The organism is Acidovorax sp. Root219, from assembly GCF_001428665.1.
Lineage (GTDB): Bacteria > Pseudomonadota > Gammaproteobacteria > Burkholderiales > Burkholderiaceae_C > Acidovorax.
The window spans coordinates 88,477-108,873 of record NZ_LMIJ01000023.1 but is presented as its reverse complement, the minus strand read 5'-3'; the positions used below and the strand labels follow the sequence as shown (position 1 = coordinate 108,873).

The following is a 20,397-nucleotide window of genomic DNA, read 5'->3' as shown; positions in this document are numbered from 1 at the left end:
GCTCGCCAAAAAACAACGGCGCCCGAAGGCGCCGTTGTGTCAACAGTCAGAGCAGGCCAAGGCTATCAGTCCTCGACGAAGGCCTCTTCGCGCTTGTTCTTCACCGCAGGCAGCAGCACGATCACCAGCAGCAGGGCGGCAGCCGCCAACAAGCCGGCCGACAGCGGACGCGTGACGAACACGCTCCAGTCGCCGCGCGACAGCAGCAGCGCGCGGCGCAGGTTTTCTTCCATCATCGGGCCCAGGATGAAGCCCAGCAGCAAGGGCGCAGGCTCTGTACCCAGCTTGTGGAAGATGTAACCCACCAGGCCAAACGCGCCCACCATCCAGATGTCGAAGGTGTTGTTGTTCGTGGAGTACACGCCGACCGCGCAGAACAGCACGATGGAAGGGTACAGCCAGCGGTAAGGCACGGTGAGCAGCTTGATCCAGATGCCGATCAGCGGCAGGTTCAGGATGATCAGCATGGCGTTGCCGATCCACATCGAAGCGATCAGGCCCCAGAACAGTTCGGGGTTGCTCGTCATCACCTGGGGACCAGGCTGGATGTTGTGGATGGTCATGGCACCGACCATCAGCGCCATCACGGCGTTGGGAGGGATACCCAGCGTCAGCAGCGGGATGAAGGAGGTCTGCGCACCGGCGTTGTTGGCCGCTTCGGGCGATGCCACGCCGCGGATGTTGCCTTGGCCGAACGGCACTTCGCCGGGCTTGAGCTTGGTCTTCTTTTCGATGGTGTAGGCAGCGAAAGCAGCCAGCAGGGCACCACCGCCGGGCAGGATACCGAGGGCAGAGCCCAGGGCCGTACCGCGCAGCACCGCAGGGATCATGCGCTTGAAGTCTTCCTTGGTGGGGAACAGGCCCTCGACCTTGGCCGTGAACACTTCGCGTTCGTCATCGGGACGCGAGAGGTTGGCAATGATTTCACCGTAGCCGAACACGCCCATGGCGATGGTCACGAAGCCGATACCGTCGGTCAGTTCAGGGATGTCGAAGCTGAAGCGGGCCACGCCCGAGTTCACGTCGGTACCCACCAGGCCCATCAGCAGGCCCAGCACGATCATGGCCACGGCCTTGAGCAGCGAACCCGAGGCCAGCACCACGGCACCGATCAGGCCCAGCACCATCAGCGAGAAGTATTCGGCAGGGCCGAACTTGAAGGCCACTTCGGTCAGCGGAGGAGCGAAGGCCGCCAGGATCAGCGTACCCACGCAACCGGCGAAGAACGAACCCAGGCCGGCCGCCGCAAGCGCCGGACCTGCCCGGCCCTTGCGCGCCATCTGGTAGCCGTCGATCACGGTCACCACCGAGGACGACTCGCCCGGCAGGTTGACCAAAATGGCGGTGGTGGAACCACCGTACTGTGCGCCGTAGTAGATACCGGCCAGCATGATCAGCGCCGCCACGGGGGGCAGAGCGTAGGTGGCGGGCAGCAGCATGGCGATGGTGGCCACGGGGCCGATGCCCGGCAGCACGCCGATCAGCGTGCCCAAGAGACAGCCGACAAAGCAATAGATCAGGTTCTGAAAGGTGAACGCGACGCTGAAGCCAAGCGACAGGTTGTCAAACAATTCCATGGTGTGGGTGCTCCTGGCTTAACCGGAAATGAAACTGGGCCACACCGGGAACTGAAGCTTCAGCGCCCAGACGAAGGCGACGTAGCTGCCGATGGCGAGCACGGTGGCAAGAACGAAAACATCGCGGGCCTTGAACTCATTGCCAGCCAGGCTGGAGATGAAGGTCAGTGCGTAGATGCCGACGATGAGGCCCATGGCCGGGATGCCCAGGCTGGGCAAGCCGCCCAGCAGAATGCCGAAGGCAAAGTTGGCGGCCAGGATGAAGAACAGGGGCTTCCAGGCCCACTTGCCGATCTTGTCGCCGTCCACTGTTTCGACCACAGTGGCCTTGAACGTGATCACGCTGCCGATGATGGCCAGCAGGATCCCCAACATGAGCGGGAAGTACCCGGGTCCCATGCGGGCGCCATTGCCAACGTTGTACGTGGTGGCACCCCACGCAAACGCGACTCCGACACCCATGAACATGAGGCCGGAAAAAAAGTCTTTCTGACTCTTGATTTGCAAGATATGTCTCCTATGCGGATTTCACAACCGTGCGATTGTGCTGGCAACAGGAGGCTTATCGGATGTGGATTCCACCTACACCCGGTAACACTCGGGACCGCGCGTTTTCCCTCTGTACGAAGCGCGAAAATCAGTCCATGGGTGGCGTTGCGGACATCACTTCCTCGATCGTCGTGAGCCCCTCCGCCACCCGCAGCGCACCGGCCAGGCGCAGGGGCCGCATGCCGTCGGTGATGGCCTGGCGGCGCAGGGCTTCCATCGAGGGCGCCGTGGTGATCTTGTCCTTGAGCGCCTCGCTCACCGTGAGCAGTTCGTACAGCCCCATGCGGCCCTGGAAACCGGTCATGCGGCAGTCCACGCAACCCACGGCCTTGTAGGGCTGGTAGGCGCCGCTGAGCTTCCAGGGCTTGATGAAGGCGCTGAGCGCCTCGCGGTCGGCCGACTCGTCCTTTTGCTTGCACTGCTTGCAGAAGGTGCGCACCAGGCGCTGCGCGAGCACGCCGAGCAGCGTGGCGTTGATGAGGTACGAGGGCACGCCCAGCTCCATCATGCGGGTGATGGCCGAAGGCGCGTCGTTGGTGTGCAGCGTGGAGAACACCAGGTGGCCCGTGAGCGCTGCCTGGATGGCCATCTCGGCCGTTTCCAGGTCGCGGATTTCGCCGACCATGATGATGTCCGGGTCCTGGCGCATCAGCGCGCGCAGGCCTTCGGCGAAATTGAAATCGAGCTGCGGCTGCACCTGGGTCTGGTTGAAGCTCGGCTCGATCATTTCGATCGGGTCCTCCACCGTGCTCACATTGACCTCTTCCGTGGCCACGCGCTTGAGCGTGGAGTACAGCGTGGTGGTCTTGCCCGAGCCCGTGGGCCCGGTCACCAGGATGATGCCGTGCGGCCGCTTGACCAGCGCCTCCCAGCGCGCCGCGTCGTGCTGCGCAAAGCCCAGCGCGTCCAGGTCCTTGACGGTGTTGTCGGGATCGAAGATCCGCATCACCATCTTTTCGCCAAAGGCCGTAGGCAGCGTGGACAAACGCATTTCCACCTCGTCGCCGCGCTGGTTGCGGGTCTTGATGCGGCCGTCCTGCGGGCGGCGCTTTTCCACCACGTCGATGCGGCCCAGCAGCTTGATGCGCGAGATCATCGCGTTGTGCACGCCCATGGGCATCTGGTAGACCGGGTGCAACACACCGTCGATGCGAAAGCGGATCACCCCCTGCTCGCGCCGTGGCTCCAGGTGGATGTCGCTGGCTCGCTGGTCAAAGGCGTACTGCCAGAGCCAGTCCACCACCTTGACCACGCCCTGGTCGTTGGCATCGAGCTGCTTGTTGCTGCGCCCCAGCTCCACCAGTTGCTCGAAGCTGCTGCCGCCCGATGCGCCACCCGCCTTCTGCGCCGCGCGCACCGATTTGGCCAGCGCGAAGAACTCCGCCGTGAAGCGGTGGATGTCCTGCGGGTTGGCCACCACGCGGCGCACCGTGCGGCGCGCCTGGCGCTCGACCTCGGCCACCCAGTCATCGACGAAGGGCTCGGCCGTGGCCACCACCACCTCCTTGGGGGTCACCTGCACAGGCAGCACCTTGTGGCGCTCGGCATAGGTGGCGCTCATGGTGTCGGCGACCCGGCCCACGTCCACCCGAAGCGGGTCGATCCGCATGTACGGCAGGCCGGCGCGCTGCGCCAGGTACTCGGTGAGCAGTTCGATGTCCAGCGGCTTGCCATCGGAGGCGCGCGTCATGGCCACCGCAGCCAGCCGCACCAGGGCCGGCTGCGAGCTTTCGGCCTGCGAGCAGCGGGCAATGGTGCGCTGCGCCTCCTCCTGGGAGATCACGCCATCGGCGCTCAGCCATTCGACCATGCGGCGCCAGTCCACGGGCCCGATGTGGTTGACCGGCTTGATGGCCGCCTTGGCGGCGGGGACGGGGGGGATGACGGCGGTGCTCATGTCTGCAGACCTCTCAGAGGGGGTGGACGGGGCAGGACGAAGGAGTCGGGTGCACCATGTTCAGGCAACCGGTTTGAAAACGCGCATCCACTTGGTGGTGGGCAGGCCCCAGCGCTCCTGGATGGCCTCGGCCCGGGCGGCCAGCTCGGTGCGCTTGGGCCGCGTGGGCGTGCGCTGGGCCAGCACCACGGTGTTGCCTTCGCGCGTGGGCTTGAAGGCCCACAGCGCATCGTCGCCAAAGGCGCTGGCCATGCTCTTCAAGCTCTTCTCGTAGCTCGAGGAGCGACCGAACAGGTTCACGGTCATGCTGCCGTCCTCGGACAGCAGGGCGCGGCAATCGGCGTAGAAATCGGGGCTGTCGAGCACGGGGGCTGCAGCATCGTGGTCGTACAGGTCCACGGCGAGCGCATCGACCGTGCCCAGCCACATGGGGTTCTGGATCTCCTTGGCCGCATCGGCCAGCACCACGCGCAGCTTGGGGCCGTCGGGCGGCAGCTTGAACCACTGGCGGCACACGGCCACCACCTGCGGGTTGAGCTCGATGGCGGTGGCGCACAGGCGCAGCTTCTTGTGGCAGAACTTGGTGATGGCCCCGGCACCCAGGCCCAGTTGCATGGCGTGGCGCTTGCCCACCGAAGCGGGCTCGACGAAAAGCAGCCAGGCCATCATGCGCTGCACGTATTCGAGCTCCAGCGCGAAGGGTTCGGCCACGCGCATGGAGCCCTGGATCCAGGGCGTTCCCAGGTGCAGGTGGCGCACCTCGCCATCGTCGGAGACGCTGACTTCGGGCAGTTCGATGGGGCTGGTTTTCTTGCGGGTCATTCAGGTCAATTGGTGGCGGGCCATGAGTTCGGCCCACGCGTTCAGTTTGCGCTCGAAGCTCCAGGAGGCATTGGCCGGGCTGGTGGACGGCAGTTTGTACACCGGCACGCCCAGGGCTGCGGTGCGCGCGGAGTGCTTGAAGCTCTCACCCCCATTGTGGGCGATGGCGGCCAGGCGCGGCGCCACGGCGCGCAGCGAGGCGAAATCGTTCACCACGGCATGGCGGATGTCTGCGTCCAGGCTGCCCTCGCGCTCGCAGCTGGCATACACGTCCCACAGGCCCAGGCCGCGCGCCAGCAGCCATTCGCAGCGCCCGGCATAGCTGGCGGGTCCGGCAGGACCGGGCAGGGGGTGCTGCGGCCAGATGGCCTGCAGGATGCGCCAGAAGTGGTTCTGCGGATGGCCGTAGTACTGCTGCGCGCGCAGCGAGGCGGCACCAGGGAAGCTGCCCAGCACCAGGACGACGGTGCTGGCGGACACCACGGCGGGCAGTCCGACCAGCCGGAGAGCGGGAGCGTCGGTATCGTGGGGTGGCAACGGGGTGATGGGGGCAGGCATGCGGCGTGGAGGGCCGGATGCACGGGCACCCGATCACTATCAAATATATAGCTAAAAACCCAGATTGATCGTCACGAATCGGTAAAAGACCGTGACACCCCTTGCCGGGTCTGGAGCAGCGAGGCCACGCGCGGCAGGGCCGCCAGCGCGTTGGCGGTGGAGGCTTCGGCCAGCGCCTGCACGGTCATGCCGCGCAGTTCGGCCACAACCTCGCCGATGCGTGGCAGCTCGCCCGGGGTGTTGCGCCCCTGGGGCCGGCCCGCCTCGCGCTCGGCGGCGGTGGTGTAGAGCCAGTGCGGGGGAATGTCGGGAGAGTCGGTCTCCATCACCAGGCAGTGGAGCGGCAACTGGGCGGCCAGGCGGCGCAGTTGCAGGGCCCGGTCGTAGGTGACCGCCCCACCGAAGCCGAGCTTGAAGCCCAGGTCCACGAAGGCCTGGGCCTGCTGCTCGCTGCCGTTGAAGGCATGGGCGATGCCCGACAGGCCCCGGACCTCGCGCAGGCCCTTGAGCAGTTTGTCGGCCGAACGGCGCACGTGCAGGATCACCGGCAGCCCGAAGCGCCGTGCCAGCTGGAGCTGCGCACGGTAGAAGTGCTCCTGCCGGGCCGGATCCAGCCCCGGCACGAAATAGTCGAGCCCGATCTCGCCCACGGCGACGAGGCGCGGGTCTTCCCGATGCTGCTCCAGCGCTTGCCCGAGCAGTTCAAGGTCTCCATCTGCGGCATGTCCGGTGTACAGGGGATGGATGCCCAAGGCGTAGCTGTCCCCATACTGGTGCGCAAGGGCGCGCACGGCATCCCAGTTGGACTGCTCCACCGCAGGCAGCACGCAATGCCCAACGCCGGCCTGGCGGGCCTGCTCGCGCACGGTGTCGGTGTCGGAGGCCAGTTCGGGTGCATCCAGGTGGCAATGGGTATCTATCCAGAAGTTCATGGCAAACATGATGCACGATGGAAACCCCCGGGGTATGCACAGGGGCGCGATCCGTGCTACTGTGAAAACATGCGCCATGCCATGGTGTATCGGAAGGTGACAGGATGCCCAGACCCACTGTCTACAGCAGCTCCCGCCCCGCCCGCCGCCCTGCCGGGGCTGCGGCCCCGAGCGATGCTGCGCCCTCGGAACCGGTAGCCCCGACGGCGCCAGCCACCAGCCAGCCCGCCGGCAGGCCCCAGGCGGTCACCCTTTCGCGCCGCAACCTCTACGCCCTGTGGGGCGCCTTGCTGGTGCTGGCGGCCCTGCTCGTCACCAGCGTGTGGCTGAACCAGCGCAGCGTGCCCCGCAAACTCACCCAGGAAGACATCGACCAGGCGGTGCTGCGCACGCTGGAAACCACCACCCTGCCCTCGGCGGCCGCACGCGCCGTGGAGACCATCGCGCCTTCGGTGGTGCGCGTGGTGGGCTTCGGGCGCAGCAAGAACGGCAAGGACGAGGTCGAGCGCGGCGTGGGCACGGGCGTGGTGATCGTCGACAAAGGCATCATCCTCACCAATCTGCACGTGGTGCAGGGGTCCGATCGCATCCAGCTGACCTTCCACGACGGGCTGCAGACCACGGCCACCATCACCGGCGTACAGCCCGAGAACGACCTGGCCGTGCTGCAGGCCCACAAGGTGCCCGACGACCTGGAGGCCGCCTCCCTGCGCTCCACCAACGACCTGCGCCCCGGCGACCAGGTCGCCGTGGTGGGATTTCCCTTCGGCATCGGCCCATCGGCCTCGGCGGGTGTGATCTCGGGCCTGGGGCGCCAGTTCACCTCGCCCGAAGGCAAGCGCGAGCTGGGCAACCTGATCCAGTTCGACGCGGCGGCCAACCCCGGCAACTCGGGCGGCCCGCTGGTCACCATGGATGGGGAGGTGATCGGCATCGTCACCGCCATCCTGAACCCCACGCCAGCACGCACCTTCATCGGCATCGGCTTTGCCGTGCCCATCGAGAACGCGGCGTCGGCCGTGGGCATGTCGCCCTTCTGACCCCCCTTCAATACGCACCCCATCCTCGCAAGGAGTCCCATGGAACCGACCCCGCAGCCGTTTGCATCGAATGCCGCCACCGCCACGCTGATGGAGCAGGTGCTCTACGAAGTCAAGCGCGTCGTGGTCGGGCAGGACCGCTTCCTGGAGCGCGTGATGGTGGCCATGCTGGCCCAGGGCCACCTGCTGGTCGAGGGCGTGCCGGGCCTGGCCAAGACGCTCACCGTGAAGACCCTGGCCAGCACCATCCAGGGCAGCTTCAAGCGCATCCAGTTCACGCCCGACCTGGTGCCCGCCGACCTGGTGGGCACGCGCATGTACAACCAGAAGACCGGCGAGTTCAGCACCTCCCTGGGCCCGGTATTCACCCACCTGCTGCTGGCCGATGAAATCAACCGCGCACCCGCCAAGGTGCAGAGCGCGCTGCTCGAAGTGATGCAGGAGCGCCAGGTGACGATTGCCGGCGAAACACACAAGGTGCCCTCGCCCTTCCTGGTGATGGCCACGCAGAACCCCATCGAGACCGAAGGCACCTACGCCCTGCCCGAAGCCCAGGTGGACCGCTTCATGATGAAGGTGCTGCTCGACTACCCCACCGAGGAAGAGGAGTTCGTGATCGCCCAGCGCGCGCTCGCTGATCCCGTGCAGGTGCTTCCCGTGGCCACCACGGCCCAGTTGGCCACGCTGCAGGCCGAATGCCGCAGCGTGTATGTCGACCCTTCGCTGCTGCAATACGCCGTGAAGCTGGTGGCCGCCACGCGCGCACCGGCCCGGCACGACCTCAAGGACCTGGCGCCCTTCATCGCCTGCGGCGCCAGCCCGCGCGCCACCATCTGCCTGGCCGAAGGCGCCCAGGCCCTGGCCATGCTGCGCGGGCGCAGCTACGTGCTGCCCGAGGACATGACCGACCTGGCGGCCGACGTGCTGCGCCACCGGCTGTCGCTGTCGTACGAGGCGCTGTCCGAGGGCCTGGACGCCGATGCGCTGATCACGCGCATCATGGCCAAGGTGCCCGCCCCTGCCAAGCCCTTGCACCATGAGCAAAAAGCCGCCTGACACCGCAGCCACCGCCGCGCGCGCGCTGCCCACCCTGCCCGGCGAGGCCGACCGCCTGCTGCGGCAGCTGGAGTGGAGTGTCATCCGCCGGCTCGACGGGCTGCTGCAGGGCGACTACCGCACGCTGATGCGCGGGGCCGGCCTGGACCTCATGGACCTGCGCGAGTACCAGCCCCACGACGACGTGCGCCACATCGACTGGAATGTGACGGCGCGCCTGAACACCCCCCATGTGCGCGTGTTCACCGAAGACCGCGAGATGTCCGCCTGGTTCCTGCTGGACCTGAGCCCCTCGGTCAACTTCGGCCCGCAGGGCAACGCCAAGCGCGACATCCTCATCGGCTTCGTGGCCGTGCTCTCGCGCCTGCTCACGCGCCACGGCAACCGCGTGGGCGCCATGCTCTACGGCGCAGGGGGTGCCGACACGCGCGCCGTGGACACCGTGCTGCCCCCGCGCAGCGGCCGCGCCCATGTGCTGCACCTGGTGCACCAGTTGCTCAAGCCCGCGCCCCCACTGCAATCGGGCAGCACCGAACTGCACCTGCTTTTGCAGGGGGCGCTGGGCACCTTGCGCCGGCGCTCCACGGTGTTCGTGGTGTCCGACTTCATCAGCGCCCCCGGCTGGGAAAAGCCCCTGGCCCAACTGGCCCGCCGGCATGACGTGGTGAGCGTGCGCCTGCTCGATCCGCTGGAGCTGGAGCTGCCCGACGTGGGCCTGGTCACGCTGCGCGACGCCGAGAGCGGCGAGCAACTGCAGGTGGACACGCATGACAGCGGCTTTCGCCACCGCTTTGCCCGCCTGGCGGCCCAGCGCGAGGCCGTGCTGCGCGAGGGCCTGGCCAAGGCCGGTGCCGACACCCTGGAGCTGCGCACCGACGACGACCTGGTGGATGCACTGCTGCGCTTCATGGACCTGCGCCGGCACCGCGTGCGGCCCCCCACGCACCCCTCGTTCCAATGGACGGCCCCACGGGCCGCCGCCTGACAACCACAGGACACGCCACCATGGTCTTTCTCTGGCCCTCCCTGCTCTGGCTGCTGCTGGCCGTGCCGCTGCTGGTACTGCTGTACTGGTGGCTGCTGCACCGGCGCAAGAAAACCGCACTGAGCTACTCCAGCCTGTCGCTGGTGCGCGAAGCCATGGGCCCGGCGCAGCACCTGCGCCGGCACATTCCGCCGTTTCTCTTTCTGCTGGCGCTGGTGGCCCTGCTGCTGGCCGCGGCCCGGCCGCTGGCGGTGATCACCCTGCCCTCGCAGGACCAGACCATCATGCTGGCCATGGACGTCTCGGGCAGCATGCGCGCCACCGATGTGCAGCCCGACCGCATCACTGCCGCGCAGGACGCCGCCAAGGCCTTCATCGCCGAACTGCCGCGCCATGTGCGCGTGGGCATCGTGGCCTTTGCCGGCAGCGCCCAGCTGGCGCAGTTGCCCACGCAGAGCCGCGACGACCTGGTCAAGGCGATCGACAGCTTTCAGCTGCAGCGCGGCACGGCCACGGGCAACGGCATCATGCTGTCGCTGGCCACCCTCTTCCCCGATGCCGGCATCGACATCTCGGCCCTGGGCGGGCGCCAGGCGATGAAGCCACGGCCCCTGGAAGAACTCAACAAGCAGGACCCCGCCAAGCCCTTTACCCCCGTGGCCCCGGGCTCCTACAACTCGGCCGCCATCATCATGCTGACCGATGGCCAGCGCACCACCGGGGTGGACCCGCTCGAAGCCGCCAAGTGGGCTGCCGACCGGGGCGTGCGCGTGTACACCGTGGGCGTGGGCACGCTGCAGGGCGAAACCATCGGCTTCGAGGGCTGGTCCATGCGCGTGCGGCTGGACGAAGAGACCCTGAAGGCCGTGGCCACCCGCACCGCCGCCGAATACTTCCACGCGGCCACGGCAGCCGACCTCAAGAAGGTCTACGAGACCCTGAGCTCGCGCCTCACGGTAGAGAAAAAGGAAACCGAGATCTCGGCGCTGCTGGCGCTGGCCGGGGCCGTGCTGGCGCTGCTCGCAGCCAGCCTGTCGGTATGGTGGTACGGGCGGGTGATGTAGACACCGCCCTGTGCGTCAGCCGCCCTTGAACTGGCCCCGACCGGAGCGCTTGGCCAGGTAAAGCTGGTCGTCCGCGCGGGCCATGAGGTCGGCCCAGCCCTTGGCAGCGTCCGTGCCCAGCGCCAGCCCCGCACTGGCGCCCACCGACAGCCGCAGCCCGCCCATCTCGAACGGCGTGTGCGCCGCCTCCAGGATCTTGCCGGCCACGGCTTCGGCATGGGCCGGCGCACGCACGCCGGCCAGCACCACGGCGAACTCGTCGCCTCCGAGCCGTGCCACCGCATCGGTGGGCCGCACCAGCGCCAGCAGGCGCTGCCCAAAGGCCTGCAGCAACTGGTCGCCGACGGGATGGCCATGCTGGTCGTTGACGGGCTTGAAATGGTCCAGGTCGATGTACAGCAAGGCCAGCAGGGGGCCTTCCACCGCCAGGTCCTTCTGCCCCACATAGGCCTGCAGCCCGGCCCGGTTGAGCAGGCCCGTCAGCGGATCGTGCTGCGCCAGTGCCAGCAGGCGGCCGGCCTCCTGGCGGTAGCTGGTGACGTCCTGGGCCATGGACACAAAGCCATCGACCGCACCCGGCTCGGACCACAGCGGGATGAGGTGGATGGTGACGTGGCCGGCTGGCACGCGCTGCGGAAAATCCTTGTCGAAGGTGAGCGTCTCGCCGCCAAGCACCTTCTGCACCATGGGTTTGCTGCGCGCGTACTCCGCGGCCCCGAGAAATTCTTCCATGCTGCGGCCCACGATCTGCTCGCGCGGCACGCGGTGCCAGCGCTCGAAGGCGCTGTTGACGAACTGGTAGCGCTCGTCCGGCCCCACCACCGCCACCAGCGAGGGCAGCGCCTCGGTGATGGAGCGCAGCGTGGCGGTCTGCTTGAGCAGGGCAGCGCGCGCCTGCGCCGCCTCCGAGATGTCGCGCATGATGGCCGAGAAGTGCTGGATGCGCCCCTCCCCGTCGCGGTGGGCGATGACCATGTGGCTCACCGGCACGACCCGCCGGTGGGCCGCGTACACCGTGGTCTCGCCCACCCACATGCTGTGGGCCCGGACGGCAGGCAAGATGGCCTGGGCATACAGCGCATTCGTCTCGGGGGTGTTGAACTCGGTGAACACATGGCCGGCCACGTCTTCGTCGGGCGCAAACCCCAGCGCGCGGCGTGCGGCAGGGTTCATGTAGGTGACCTGGCCCCGGAGGTCGGTCTGCACCACGAAGTCGGAGGTGTTTTCCAGGATGGCAGTCAGCACGCGCAGGCCACGCTCGGCGGCAGCGCGCTGGGTGATGTCGATGCCGGTGGAGAAAAAGCCGCGCACCGTGCCGTCGTCCGAAATGTCGGGTACGAGCTGGCTTTCGATGCGGTGCAGCACTCCATGGCGCACTTCATCGGACTCATAGCGCTGCGCCGTCCCCGCCAGCACCTGCTGCACACGCTGCGCCACCTCCGGCGGCGTAGGCTCGCCGAGCAGATCCTCACGGGTGCGCCCGATGACGTCTTCGCGGCCCAAGCCAAAGCGCTGGCAAGCCGCCTGGTTGGCGAAGCGAAAGCGCAGCTCCCGGTCCACATAGCCGATGCGGATCGGCAGGCCATCCGTGACCAGCCGAACGAAGCGCTCGCTGTCGGCCAGTTGCTGGGCCATGCGACGGCGCTCCGTCACGTCCTGGAAGGCACCGAACAGGCGCACCACGGCACCGCTCTCGTACTCGGCCTCGCCCACGGCACGCACCCAGATGCGGCGTCCGTTGGCAGTGACCAGGGGCAGCTCCAGATCCCAGGCCTGGCCGGCATCCAGCGCGCTCCGCACCACCGCGGTCATGGCATCCCGGGCCTCGGGGGCATAAAAGCCCAGCGCATTCTCCAGCGTGGGTAGGTAGTCGGGGCCCACCTCGTGGATGCGCCGCGTTTCGGAGGACCAGGAGATGCTGCCGCTGCGCACATCGAACTCCCATCCGCCCACCCGGGCCACGCGGCCGGTGCGCTCCAGCAGTTGCTGGCTGGCCAGCAGTGCCCGTTCGGCCGCCTTCTGGGCGGTGATGTCGCGCCCGACGGAATGCAGATAGGGCCGCTGCTCGCTGTCGAGCAGACAGCTGTTGGTCCAGGCCATCCAGCGCTCGATACCGTCGGCACTGACCATGCGGTTTTCCCCCTGCGTGCTGCCCTCGCCGCGAAACACCTCGGCGATGCGCTCCCGGACCAGCTCCCGGTCGGCCGGTTCGACATAGGCGAACAGGTCCTTGCCCACCATGTCCTGCGGCTCCTGGCCGAAGTGGCGGGCATAGGCCTGGTTCACGTAGAACACCTCGCCATGGGGCCAGGCCAGCGACAGCATCTCGGTCTGCGCCTCGACCATGGTGCGGTAGCGCCGCTCGCTTTCGGACAGGGCCTTCTCATACTCCTGGCGCACGGAAAACGCGCGCTCGATCAGGTCGCGGCGCATGTCCAGGGCCTGCGACACCATGGCCGAGAGCGAGCGCAGCAGGGCCCGCTGGTGCGCCGTGAGCTGGTGCGCCTTGCGGTCGATGACGCACAGGGTTCCCACGCGGTCGCCGTCGTCGCCGGTCATGAGCGGCGCACCGGCGTAGAAACGGATGTCCGGCGCACCCGTGACCAGCGGGTTGTGCGCAAAACGCGCATCCAGCGTGGCGTCGGGCACCTCCATCACATCGTCCATGTGGATGGCGTGGGCACAGAAGGCCACGTCGCGCGGGGTTTCGTTCACCCCCGGCAGGCCGACATTGGCCTTGAACCACTGGCGCTCGGCATCGATCAGGCTGATGAGCGCGATGGGCACGCCACACACCTCGGCCGCCATGCGCGCAATGGAATCGAGCAGAGGCTCGGCCGGGGTGTCCAGCACCATCAGGGCGCGCAATGCCTCGAGCCTGCGCGCTTCGTCGGAAGGGATGGATGCCGGAACCGTCATCTGCGGGCTCTCCTGGAGCGGATTTCGGCCATCTTAGAGTGTCCTGGCGCGGATGGAGACTTTTCGATCACAGCGGCAAGGATGCCGTGCGCTGGCACTCCGGGCCATGCCCGGGGATATGCGCTATCCCAGCTTGCCCAGCACCAGGTGCACCACGCGGTCGCAGCGCGCGGCCAGCGATTCATCGTGCGTGACCATCACGAAGGCGGTGCCCTGCTCGCGCGCCAGCTGCAGCATGAGCGCGAAGACGCCGTCCGCCGTATTGCGGTCCAGGTTGCCGGTGGGCTCGTCGGCCAGCACGCAGGCCGGGCGCGTGACCAGGGCGCGTGCAATCGCCACGCGCTGGCGCTCGCCGCCCGACAGCTCGGCTGGCCGGTGGTGCAGCCGCTCCTTGAGGCCCACCGACGTCAGCACGCGCGCTGCCTCCTCGCGGCATTGCTCCTGCGGCATGCGGCGGATGCGCAGCGGCATGGCCACGTTGTCCAGCGCGGTGAACTCGGGCAGCAGATGGTGGAACTGGTAGATGAAGCCCAGGTGCTGGTTGCGCATCCGGCCCTGCTGCTCAGGCGACAGCGCCGAGAGCTGCTGCCCCTTGAGGCGCACGCTGCCGGCCGTGGGCGCATCCAGCCCGCCCAGCAGGTGCAGCATGGTGCTCTTGCCCGAGCCCGACGCGCCGACGATGGCCAGGGTTTCGCCCGCATGCACCTGCAGGTCCACGCCGTGCAGCACGGTCACGTCCAGCCGGCCTTCGGTGAAGCGCTTGGTCAGGCCCTGGGCCTGCAGCACCACCTCGCCACGGGCGGGCGGTGCTGCGGGCAGGGATGCGGCGGATGGAGCGTTGTTCTTATTCATAGCGAAGCGCCTCGGCGGGGTTCACACGGCTGGCGCGCCAGCTGGGGTACAGGGTGGCCACGAAGGCCAGCACCAGGGAAATGACGGCGATGGGCACGATGTCCGAGCTTTGCGGCTCGCTGGGCATCTTGCTGATGAGGTAGATGTCCTTGGGCAGGAAACTCGCGTTGAGCGCGTGCTCGATGGCCGGCACGATGACGTCGATGTTGAAGGCGATGATCAGGCCCAGCGCCAGGCCGGCCAGCGTGCCGATCACGCCCACCATGGCCCCCTGCACGACGAACACGCCCATGATGCTTTTGGGGCTGGCGCCCAGGGTGCGCAGGATGGCGATGTCGGCGCGCTTGTCGGTCACCGTCATCACCAGGGTGGAGACGAGGTTGAAGGCCGCCACCGCCACGATGAGCGTGAGGATGATGAACATCATGCGTTTTTCGAGCTGCACGGCGGCGAACCAGGTGCGGTTCTGCTGCGTCCAGTCGCGCACCACCAGCCCACCGCTCACGGTGCCCGCCAGCTCGGCGGCCACGGCGCGCGCCTGGTGCACGTCCTTGAGCTTCAGGCGGATGCCGGTCGGCGATTCGAGGCGGAAGATGCGCTGCGCGTCCTCGTGGTGCAGCAGCACCAGGGCCGAGTCGTACTCGTAGTGGCCCGAGTCGAAGGTGCCGGCCACCGTCATCTGCTTGAGGCGCGGCACCACGCCGGCCGGGGTGACCTGGCCGGCGGGCGCGATCAGCGTCACCACATCCCCGGCGCGCACGCCCAGGGAGCGGGCCAGTTCGCCCCCCAGAACCACGCGGAATTCACCGGGCACCAGGAGCTTGAGTGTCTTTTCATTGCCTGCGGCCAGGTCGGTCACCGAGCTTTCGAGCGCCGGGTCGATGCCGCGCACCAGCGCGCCGCGCATGTCCTGGCCGCGCGAGAGCAGCGCCTGGGCCGAGACGAAGGGCGCAGCCCCGGTCACGTTCGGATTGCGCCGGACCTCGGCCAGGGTGGTGGCCACGTCCGGCAGCGGCGCACCCTGGGGTGCCAGGATCTCGATGTGCGAGACCACGCTGAGCATGCGGTCGCGCACCTCGCGCTGAAAGCCGTTCATCACCGACAGCACGATGATCAGCGCCGCCACACCGAGGGCGATGCCCAGCATGGACACGCCCGAAATGAACGAGATGAAGCCATCGCGCCGCGTGGCACGGCCCGCGCGGGTGTAGCGCCAGCCCAGGGCCAGTTCGTAGGGGATTTGCATAGCTAGTTCAGGCCGCGCTCATTCATTCATAGCGCAGTGCTTCTGCGGGGTTCACGCGGCTGGCGCGCCAGCTCGGGTACAGGGTGGCCACGAAGGCCAGCGCCAGCGAGATCAGGGCGATGGGCACGATATCGGTACCCTGCGGTTCGCTGGGCATGCGGTCGATCAGGTAGATGTCCTTGGGCAGGAAGGTGGCACCCAGCGCCTTCTCGATGGCCGGCACGATCACGTCGATGTTGTAGGCGATGGAGAGGCCCAGCGCCAGGCCGGCCAGGGTGCCGATCACGCCCACCATGGCGCCCTGCACCACGAAGACGGTCATGATGCTTTTCGGGCTGGCCCCCAGCGTGCGCAGGATGGCGATGTCGGCGCGCTTGTCGTTGACCGTCATCACCAGCGTGGAGACGAGGTTGAAGGCCGCCACTGCGACGATCAGCGCCAGGATGATGAACATCATGCGTTTTTGCAGGCGCACCGCCTCGAACCAGGTACGGTTCTGCTGCGTCCAGTCGCGCAGCAGCAGATCGCCGCTGAGCGTGCGCGCGAGCTCGATGGCCACGGCATTGGCCTGCTGCAGGTCCTGCAGCTTCAGGCCGATGCCCGTGGGGCCGCGCAGGCCGAAGATGGCCAGGGCATCGTCCTGGTGCATCCAGACCAGCGTGGAGTCGTACTGGAAATGGCCCGAATCCACCGTACCCGCCACCGTGAGCGGCTGGTAGCGCGGGCCGCCCTGGTTGCCGCTGCCGCCCTGGGCCACCGGCACCACCATGGTCACCGCATCGCCCGCCTTCACGCCCAGCGATTTGGCCAGCTCGCTGCCCAGCACCACGCGGAACTGCCCGGGCACCAGGGTGGCAAGCACCTCGGCGTTGGCCTGCGCCAGCGAGGTCACGCTGCCTTCGAGCGCGGGATCGATGCCGCGCACCAGCGCCCCCTTCATGTCGTCGCCATGCGCGATCAGTGCCTGGGCCGCCACGAACGGGGCGGCGCCAGTGACGGCCGGGTTCTTGCGGGTTTCGGCCATGGTGCGTGCCGCGTCCTGCATGGCGGCGCCCTGGGGTGCAAAGACCTCGATGTGGGCGACCACGCCCAGCATGCGCTCGCGCACCTCCTTCTGAAAGCCGTTCATGACGCTGAGCACCACGATCAGTGCCGCCACGCCCAGGGCGATGCCCAGCATGGACGCACCGGAGATGAAGGAAATGAAGCCGTTGCGCCGCGTGGCCCGGCCCGAGCGGGTGTAGCGCAGGCCCAGGGCCAGTTCGTAGGGAAGTTGCATGGATGGGAAAAAAGTGCCTGGACCCTGATGGGATAGCAGAGCCCGGCGGGAGCGATTGTGGCATCCCGGACAATAGAGGGATGTCGGACATCCCCCATTTGCTCATCCCCTACGCTGCCAGCGCCTCCGAGGGGTGCCGGCAAACGCTGGCAACGCTCGATCTGCCGCACCTGGATCGCCTGCTGGCGCGCCTCGCGGCCGATCCTGCAGGCTCCAGTACCGCCGAGGAGACCAGTTTCTCTGCCCCCCATGAGCGCGCCCTGGCCCAGGCCCTGGGCCTGCCCGCCGAGGACGGGCTTACGCCCTGGGCCGCCTGGTACCGCCTGCAGCAAGGCCAGCCTGCGGACGGCCAGGCCTGGGCCTTTGTCGCCCCCTGCCAGTGGCAGGTGACGACCGACCACATCACGCTGCGCGACCCCGAGGCCCTGGGCCTCACCGAAGCATCCTCGCGCGCCCTGCTGGCCATCGTCTCGCCCTGGTTCGCGGAGGACGGCATCCACCTGCACTACGACCAGCCCACCCGCTGGCTCGCCGAAGGCCCCCTGTTCGCCCACCTGGCCACCGCCTCGCTCGACCGCGTGTTGCTGCGCGACGTGCGTGCCTGGATGCCCGATGCCGCCAAAGCCCGCACCCTGCACCGCCTGAACAGCGAGATGCAGATGCTGCTGTACACCCATGCCTTCAACGACGAGCGGGCCGAGCGCGGCCTGCCCATGGTCAACTCCTTCTGGGTGCACGGCGCAGGCGCCTTGCCGGCCACGGCGCCCGCACCCGCGCCCCAGATGCCCCTGGCCCTGCGCAACGCCGCGCTGCGTGAGGACTGGCGTGCCTGGGCGGCCGCATGGAGCGCGCTGGATGCGGGCCCGCTGGCCGACCTGCTGCGCCAAGCCGAGCAAGGCGCCGCCGTGCGCCTGACCCTGTGCGGCGAACGCGCTGCGCTGGCCTTCCACACCGCCCCACGCGGCCTGCTGCAGCGCATAAAGGCGTACTTCCAGCCCACCCGTTTTGCCCAGGTGGCACCCCAGCTATGAAAATCACGGCAAGAGACATTCCCCCGCGCGCCGCCTGGGCGCTGGAGCAGGCCGGAGTGCACCCGCTGCTGGCCCGCCTGTACGCCGCGCGCGGCGTGCGCGACAAGGAGGAACTGAACGAGCGGCTGGACCGCCTGCTGCCGCCCGCCGGGCTCAAAGGGATCCAGCAGGCCGCCACCCTGCTCGCCGACGCCATGGCGCAGGACCTGCGCCTGTGCGTGGTGGCCGACTACGACTGCGACGGCGCCACCGCCTGCGCCGTGGCCGTGCGCGGCCTGCGCCTGCTGGGCGCAAAGCACGTGGACTACCTGGTGCCCGACCGCGTGACCGATGGCTATGGCCTCACCCCGCCGATCGCGCGCCGCGTGAAGGAGCGCGGCGCCGACGTGCTGATCACCGTGGACAACGGCATCGCCAGCGTCGAGGGCGTGGCCGAAGCCAAGGCCCTGGGCCTCCTGGTGCTGGTGACCGACCACCACCTTCCCGGCCCCGAACTGCCCGCAGCGGACGCCATGGTCAACCCCAACCAGCCAGGCTGCACGTTCGAAAGCAAGTCCCTGGCCGGCGTGGGCGTGATGTTCTATGTGCTGATGGAACTGCGCTCCGAGCTGCGCAGGCGCGGGGTGTTCGACATGGACAGCCAGCCCAGGCTGGAGCCGCTGCTCACGCTGGTGGCCCTGGGCACCGTGGCCGACGTGGTGCGCCTGGACGCGAACAACCGCCGCCTGGTGGCCCAGGGCCTGCGGCGCATCCGCGCGGGCTCCATGCCGGCCGGCGTGGCCGCGCTGTTCGCGGCGGCGGGCCGCAAGGCACCCGTGGCCACCACCTTCGACTTCGGTTTTGCACTAGGCCCACGCATCAACGCCGCCGGCCGCCTGGCGGACATGACGCTGGGCATCGAATGCCTGCTCACCGACGACGCGGGCCGCGCCAGTGATCTGGCCGGCCAGTTGGACACCATCAACCGTGAGCGCCGCGAGATCGAGGGCGGCATGCGCGAACAGGCCATGCTGATGGCCGAGAACCTGTTCGACGAGAGCGAGGACCCGCCGCCCGCCATCAGCGTCTTCGACCCCGACTTCCACGAGGGCGTGGTGGGCATCGTCGCTTCGCGCATCAAGGACAAGCTGCACCGCCCGACCTTCGTCTTCGCCGCCAGCAGCGCGCCGGGCAAGGAGCACGAACTCAAGGGCTCGGGCCGCTCCATTCCCGGGTTTCACCTGCGCGATGCGCTGGATCTGGTGGCCAAGCGCCACCCCGGCGTGCTGCTCAAGTTCGGCGGCCATGCCATGGCGGCCGGCTGCACCGTGGCCGCAGAGGCCTTCGATACCTTCGAACAGGCCCTGGCCCAGGTGGCGCAGGAATGGTTGGATGCCTCAACGCTCACGCGCCGCATCGAGACCGATGGCCCGCTGGCGCCCGAATACTGCAGCGCCGACGTGGTGGACACCCTGCACCGCGAGGTCTGGGGCCAGGGCTTTGCGCCGCCCACCTTCAGCGAAGAGGTCGTGGTGCTGAGCCAGCGGTTGGTGGGCGAGGGCAAGAACCACCTGTCCATCAAGCTCATGCACCAGGGCAACCCCGTCGACGCCATCTGGTTCGGCCACACCGACCAACTACCCGCCCGCGTGCTGCTGGCCTTTCGCCTCGATGTGAACGAATGGCGCGGCGAGCGCAAGGTGCAGTTTCTCGTGGAAGGCGCAGAAATCTAGCGCGGCGCGCTGCTCATACGGATTTGCATTCAATCGTATAGCTAGTGTCCCGAGTTGGAAATTCGTTGNCGCCATGCGTCGTTGCAAATGCTCGCCATGCTCCCAGCATGGCTGTGCTTTGCGCCTAGCCTGACAGGGATTTCGGCTGATTGCTTTCTTCAACGACTTCCAACCCGGGACACTAGGCGGGAAGCCGCAGACAGTGCTGTAGCACGGCAAGGCGGACCAACGACGTTAGACGGTTGAAGGCAAATCCGTATCATGCCTGCACGGGCCCCTTGCCGCGCTGGCGCACCACCGTGACCTGCTCGCCGCCCACGCCCCAGTTGTCGGGGTCGATCTCATCGATGATGACGGTCACGGTCTCGGGCTTCTTGTCGAGCACCTCCTGCATCAGGCGCGTCACACCGGCAATCAGCGCGGCCTTCTGGGCCGAGGTGGTGGGAATGTCGCGGTTGGCCAGGCGGATGTTGATCAGGGGCATGGGAAGGCTTTCTGTCGAAGATGTGCTGTCTCAGGAAGGACAAAGGCAGCTTGCGCTGCCTTGGTGGATTGTCTGCGGGAGCGCTGCCCCCTTGCAACGCCTGCGGTCAGAAGCTTTCCCAGTCGTCGTCCCCGCCCTTGGCTGTGGCACGGGGAGCGGGCGACGGTGCGGGTCCCGCGGCAGCCGGCTTGTGGGCGGCCGTCGCCTTCTTGGGCACGGAGGAGGTCAGGCGCGCAGCTGCAGGTGCAGCGGCCCGCGCGGCAGGCTTGCCGGCAAGGGCCGTGCGCGCCGGTGCCGGCACCGCCCGGCTGGTGGCAGGCGCAGGGCGCGGTGCGGCGGCACGTGGCGGGGCCGCTGGCGCGCGCGCGGGCATGGCCCCCACGTTGAACATGGA

The 20,397-nt window shown here is 68.1% G+C and carries 17 protein-coding genes and 1 pseudogene; 6 read left to right on the top strand and 12 right to left on the bottom strand.

Going from position 1 to position 20,397, the window contains the following annotated elements; all coding sequences use genetic code 11:
• Positions 1–65: 65 nt before the first annotated feature.
• The 6 genes from ASE28_RS20960 to ASE28_RS20935 form a co-directional block, all read right to left on the bottom strand.
• Entirely contained in the window at positions 66–1,577 is a 1,512-nt protein-coding gene (locus ASE28_RS20960) for a tripartite tricarboxylate transporter permease (RefSeq protein ID WP_057201957.1), read from the bottom strand.
• Positions 1,578–1,595: 18 nt separating this feature from the next.
• Positions 1,596–2,084, bottom strand: a complete 489-nt coding sequence (locus tag ASE28_RS20955; RefSeq protein ID WP_057201956.1) for a tripartite tricarboxylate transporter TctB family protein — start codon at positions 2,082–2,084, stop codon at positions 1,596–1,598.
• Positions 2,085–2,214: 130 nt separating this feature from the next.
• Positions 2,215–4,023, bottom strand: a complete 1,809-nt coding sequence (locus ASE28_RS20950) for a GspE/PulE family protein (protein WP_057268346.1) — start codon at positions 4,021–4,023, stop codon at positions 2,215–2,217.
• Between the two features lie 60 nt (positions 4,024–4,083).
• On the bottom strand, positions 4,084–4,845 hold the full coding sequence (locus ASE28_RS20945; RefSeq protein WP_057201954.1) for a hypothetical protein: 762 nt from the start codon (positions 4,843–4,845) through the stop codon (positions 4,084–4,086).
• Entirely contained in the window at positions 4,846–5,403 is a 558-nt protein-coding gene (locus ASE28_RS20940) for a DNA-deoxyinosine glycosylase (RefSeq protein WP_057268345.1), read from the bottom strand.
• A gap of 71 nt (positions 5,404–5,474) precedes the next feature.
• Positions 5,475–6,335 (bottom strand): TatD family hydrolase, encoded by an 861-nt coding sequence (locus ASE28_RS20935; protein ID WP_057268487.1) that lies wholly within the window; start codon positions 6,333–6,335, stop codon positions 5,475–5,477.
• Between the two features lie 104 nt (positions 6,336–6,439).
• Between ASE28_RS20935 and ASE28_RS20930 the strand changes: the two genes are divergently transcribed.
• The 4 genes from ASE28_RS20930 to ASE28_RS20915 are packed head-to-tail and all read left to right on the top strand — an operon-like array spanning position 6,440 to position 10,480.
• Entirely contained in the window at positions 6,440–7,375 is a 936-nt protein-coding gene (locus ASE28_RS20930; RefSeq protein WP_057268344.1) for a S1C family serine protease, read from the top strand.
• Between the two features lie 39 nt (positions 7,376–7,414).
• On the top strand, positions 7,415–8,431 hold the full coding sequence (locus ASE28_RS20925) for a MoxR family ATPase (RefSeq protein ID WP_057201951.1): 1,017 nt from the start codon (positions 7,415–7,417) through the stop codon (positions 8,429–8,431).
• On the top strand, positions 8,412–9,416 hold the full coding sequence (locus tag ASE28_RS20920; protein WP_200963980.1) for a DUF58 domain-containing protein: 1,005 nt from the start codon (positions 8,412–8,414) through the stop codon (positions 9,414–9,416). The genes ASE28_RS20925 and ASE28_RS20920 overlap by 20 nt, the downstream gene beginning before the upstream one ends.
• Positions 9,417–9,436: 20 nt before the next feature.
• Positions 9,437–10,480: a VWA domain-containing protein gene (locus tag ASE28_RS20915; RefSeq protein WP_057268485.1), complete on the top strand. Its 1,044-nt coding sequence runs from the start codon at positions 9,437–9,439 to the stop codon at positions 10,478–10,480.
• A gap of 15 nt (positions 10,481–10,495) precedes the next feature.
• On the opposite strand, the gene ASE28_RS20910 is transcribed toward ASE28_RS20915, so the two are convergent.
• The 4 genes from ASE28_RS20910 to ASE28_RS20895 all read right to left on the bottom strand — a co-directional run bounded on the left by ASE28_RS20910 (position 10,496) and on the right by ASE28_RS20895 (position 16,776).
• On the bottom strand, positions 10,496–13,399 hold the full coding sequence (locus ASE28_RS20910; RefSeq protein ID WP_057268343.1) for a PAS domain S-box protein: 2,904 nt from the start codon (positions 13,397–13,399) through the stop codon (positions 10,496–10,498).
• A 123-nt stretch (positions 13,400–13,522) separates the two neighbouring features.
• On the bottom strand, positions 13,523–14,251 hold the full coding sequence (lolD, locus tag ASE28_RS20905) for a lipoprotein-releasing ABC transporter ATP-binding protein LolD (RefSeq protein ID WP_057268342.1): 729 nt from the start codon (positions 14,249–14,251) through the stop codon (positions 13,523–13,525).
• Positions 14,244–15,497, bottom strand: coding sequence for a lipoprotein-releasing ABC transporter permease subunit (locus tag ASE28_RS20900; RefSeq protein WP_057268341.1), 1,254 nt, complete (start codon positions 15,495–15,497; stop codon positions 14,244–14,246). The genes lolD and ASE28_RS20900 overlap by 8 nt, the downstream gene beginning before the upstream one ends.
• 22 nt (positions 15,498–15,519) lie before the next feature.
• Positions 15,520–16,776: a lipoprotein-releasing ABC transporter permease subunit gene (locus tag ASE28_RS20895; RefSeq protein WP_057268340.1), complete on the bottom strand. Its 1,257-nt coding sequence runs from the start codon at positions 16,774–16,776 to the stop codon at positions 15,520–15,522.
• Between the two features lie 80 nt (positions 16,777–16,856).
• Here ASE28_RS20895 and ASE28_RS20890 point away from each other — a divergent pair, with 80 nt between their 5' ends.
• Both ASE28_RS20890 and recJ read left to right on the top strand, forming a co-directional pair.
• Positions 16,857–17,807 carry a hypothetical protein gene (locus tag ASE28_RS20890; RefSeq protein ID WP_057268339.1) on the top strand — a complete coding sequence of 317 codons (951 nt, stop codon included), beginning with the start codon at positions 16,857–16,859 and terminating at the stop codon, positions 17,805–17,807.
• Complete coding sequence (recJ, locus tag ASE28_RS20885; RefSeq protein ID WP_057268338.1) at positions 17,804–19,519, top strand: single-stranded-DNA-specific exonuclease RecJ; 1,716 nt, start codon at positions 17,804–17,806, stop codon at positions 19,517–19,519. The genes ASE28_RS20890 and recJ overlap by 4 nt, the downstream gene beginning before the upstream one ends.
• A gap of 259 nt (positions 19,520–19,778) precedes the next feature.
• On the opposite strand, the gene ASE28_RS20880 is transcribed toward recJ, so the two are convergent.
• Together ASE28_RS20880 and ASE28_RS32735 are read right to left on the bottom strand one after the other, a co-directional pair.
• Entirely contained in the window at positions 19,779–20,003 is a 225-nt protein-coding gene (locus tag ASE28_RS20880) for a 4-oxalocrotonate tautomerase family protein (RefSeq protein WP_057268337.1), read from the bottom strand.
• Positions 20,004–20,109: 106 nt separating this feature from the next.
• A pseudogene (locus ASE28_RS32735) lies at positions 20,110–20,397 on the bottom strand (hypothetical protein); the annotation flags it as partial.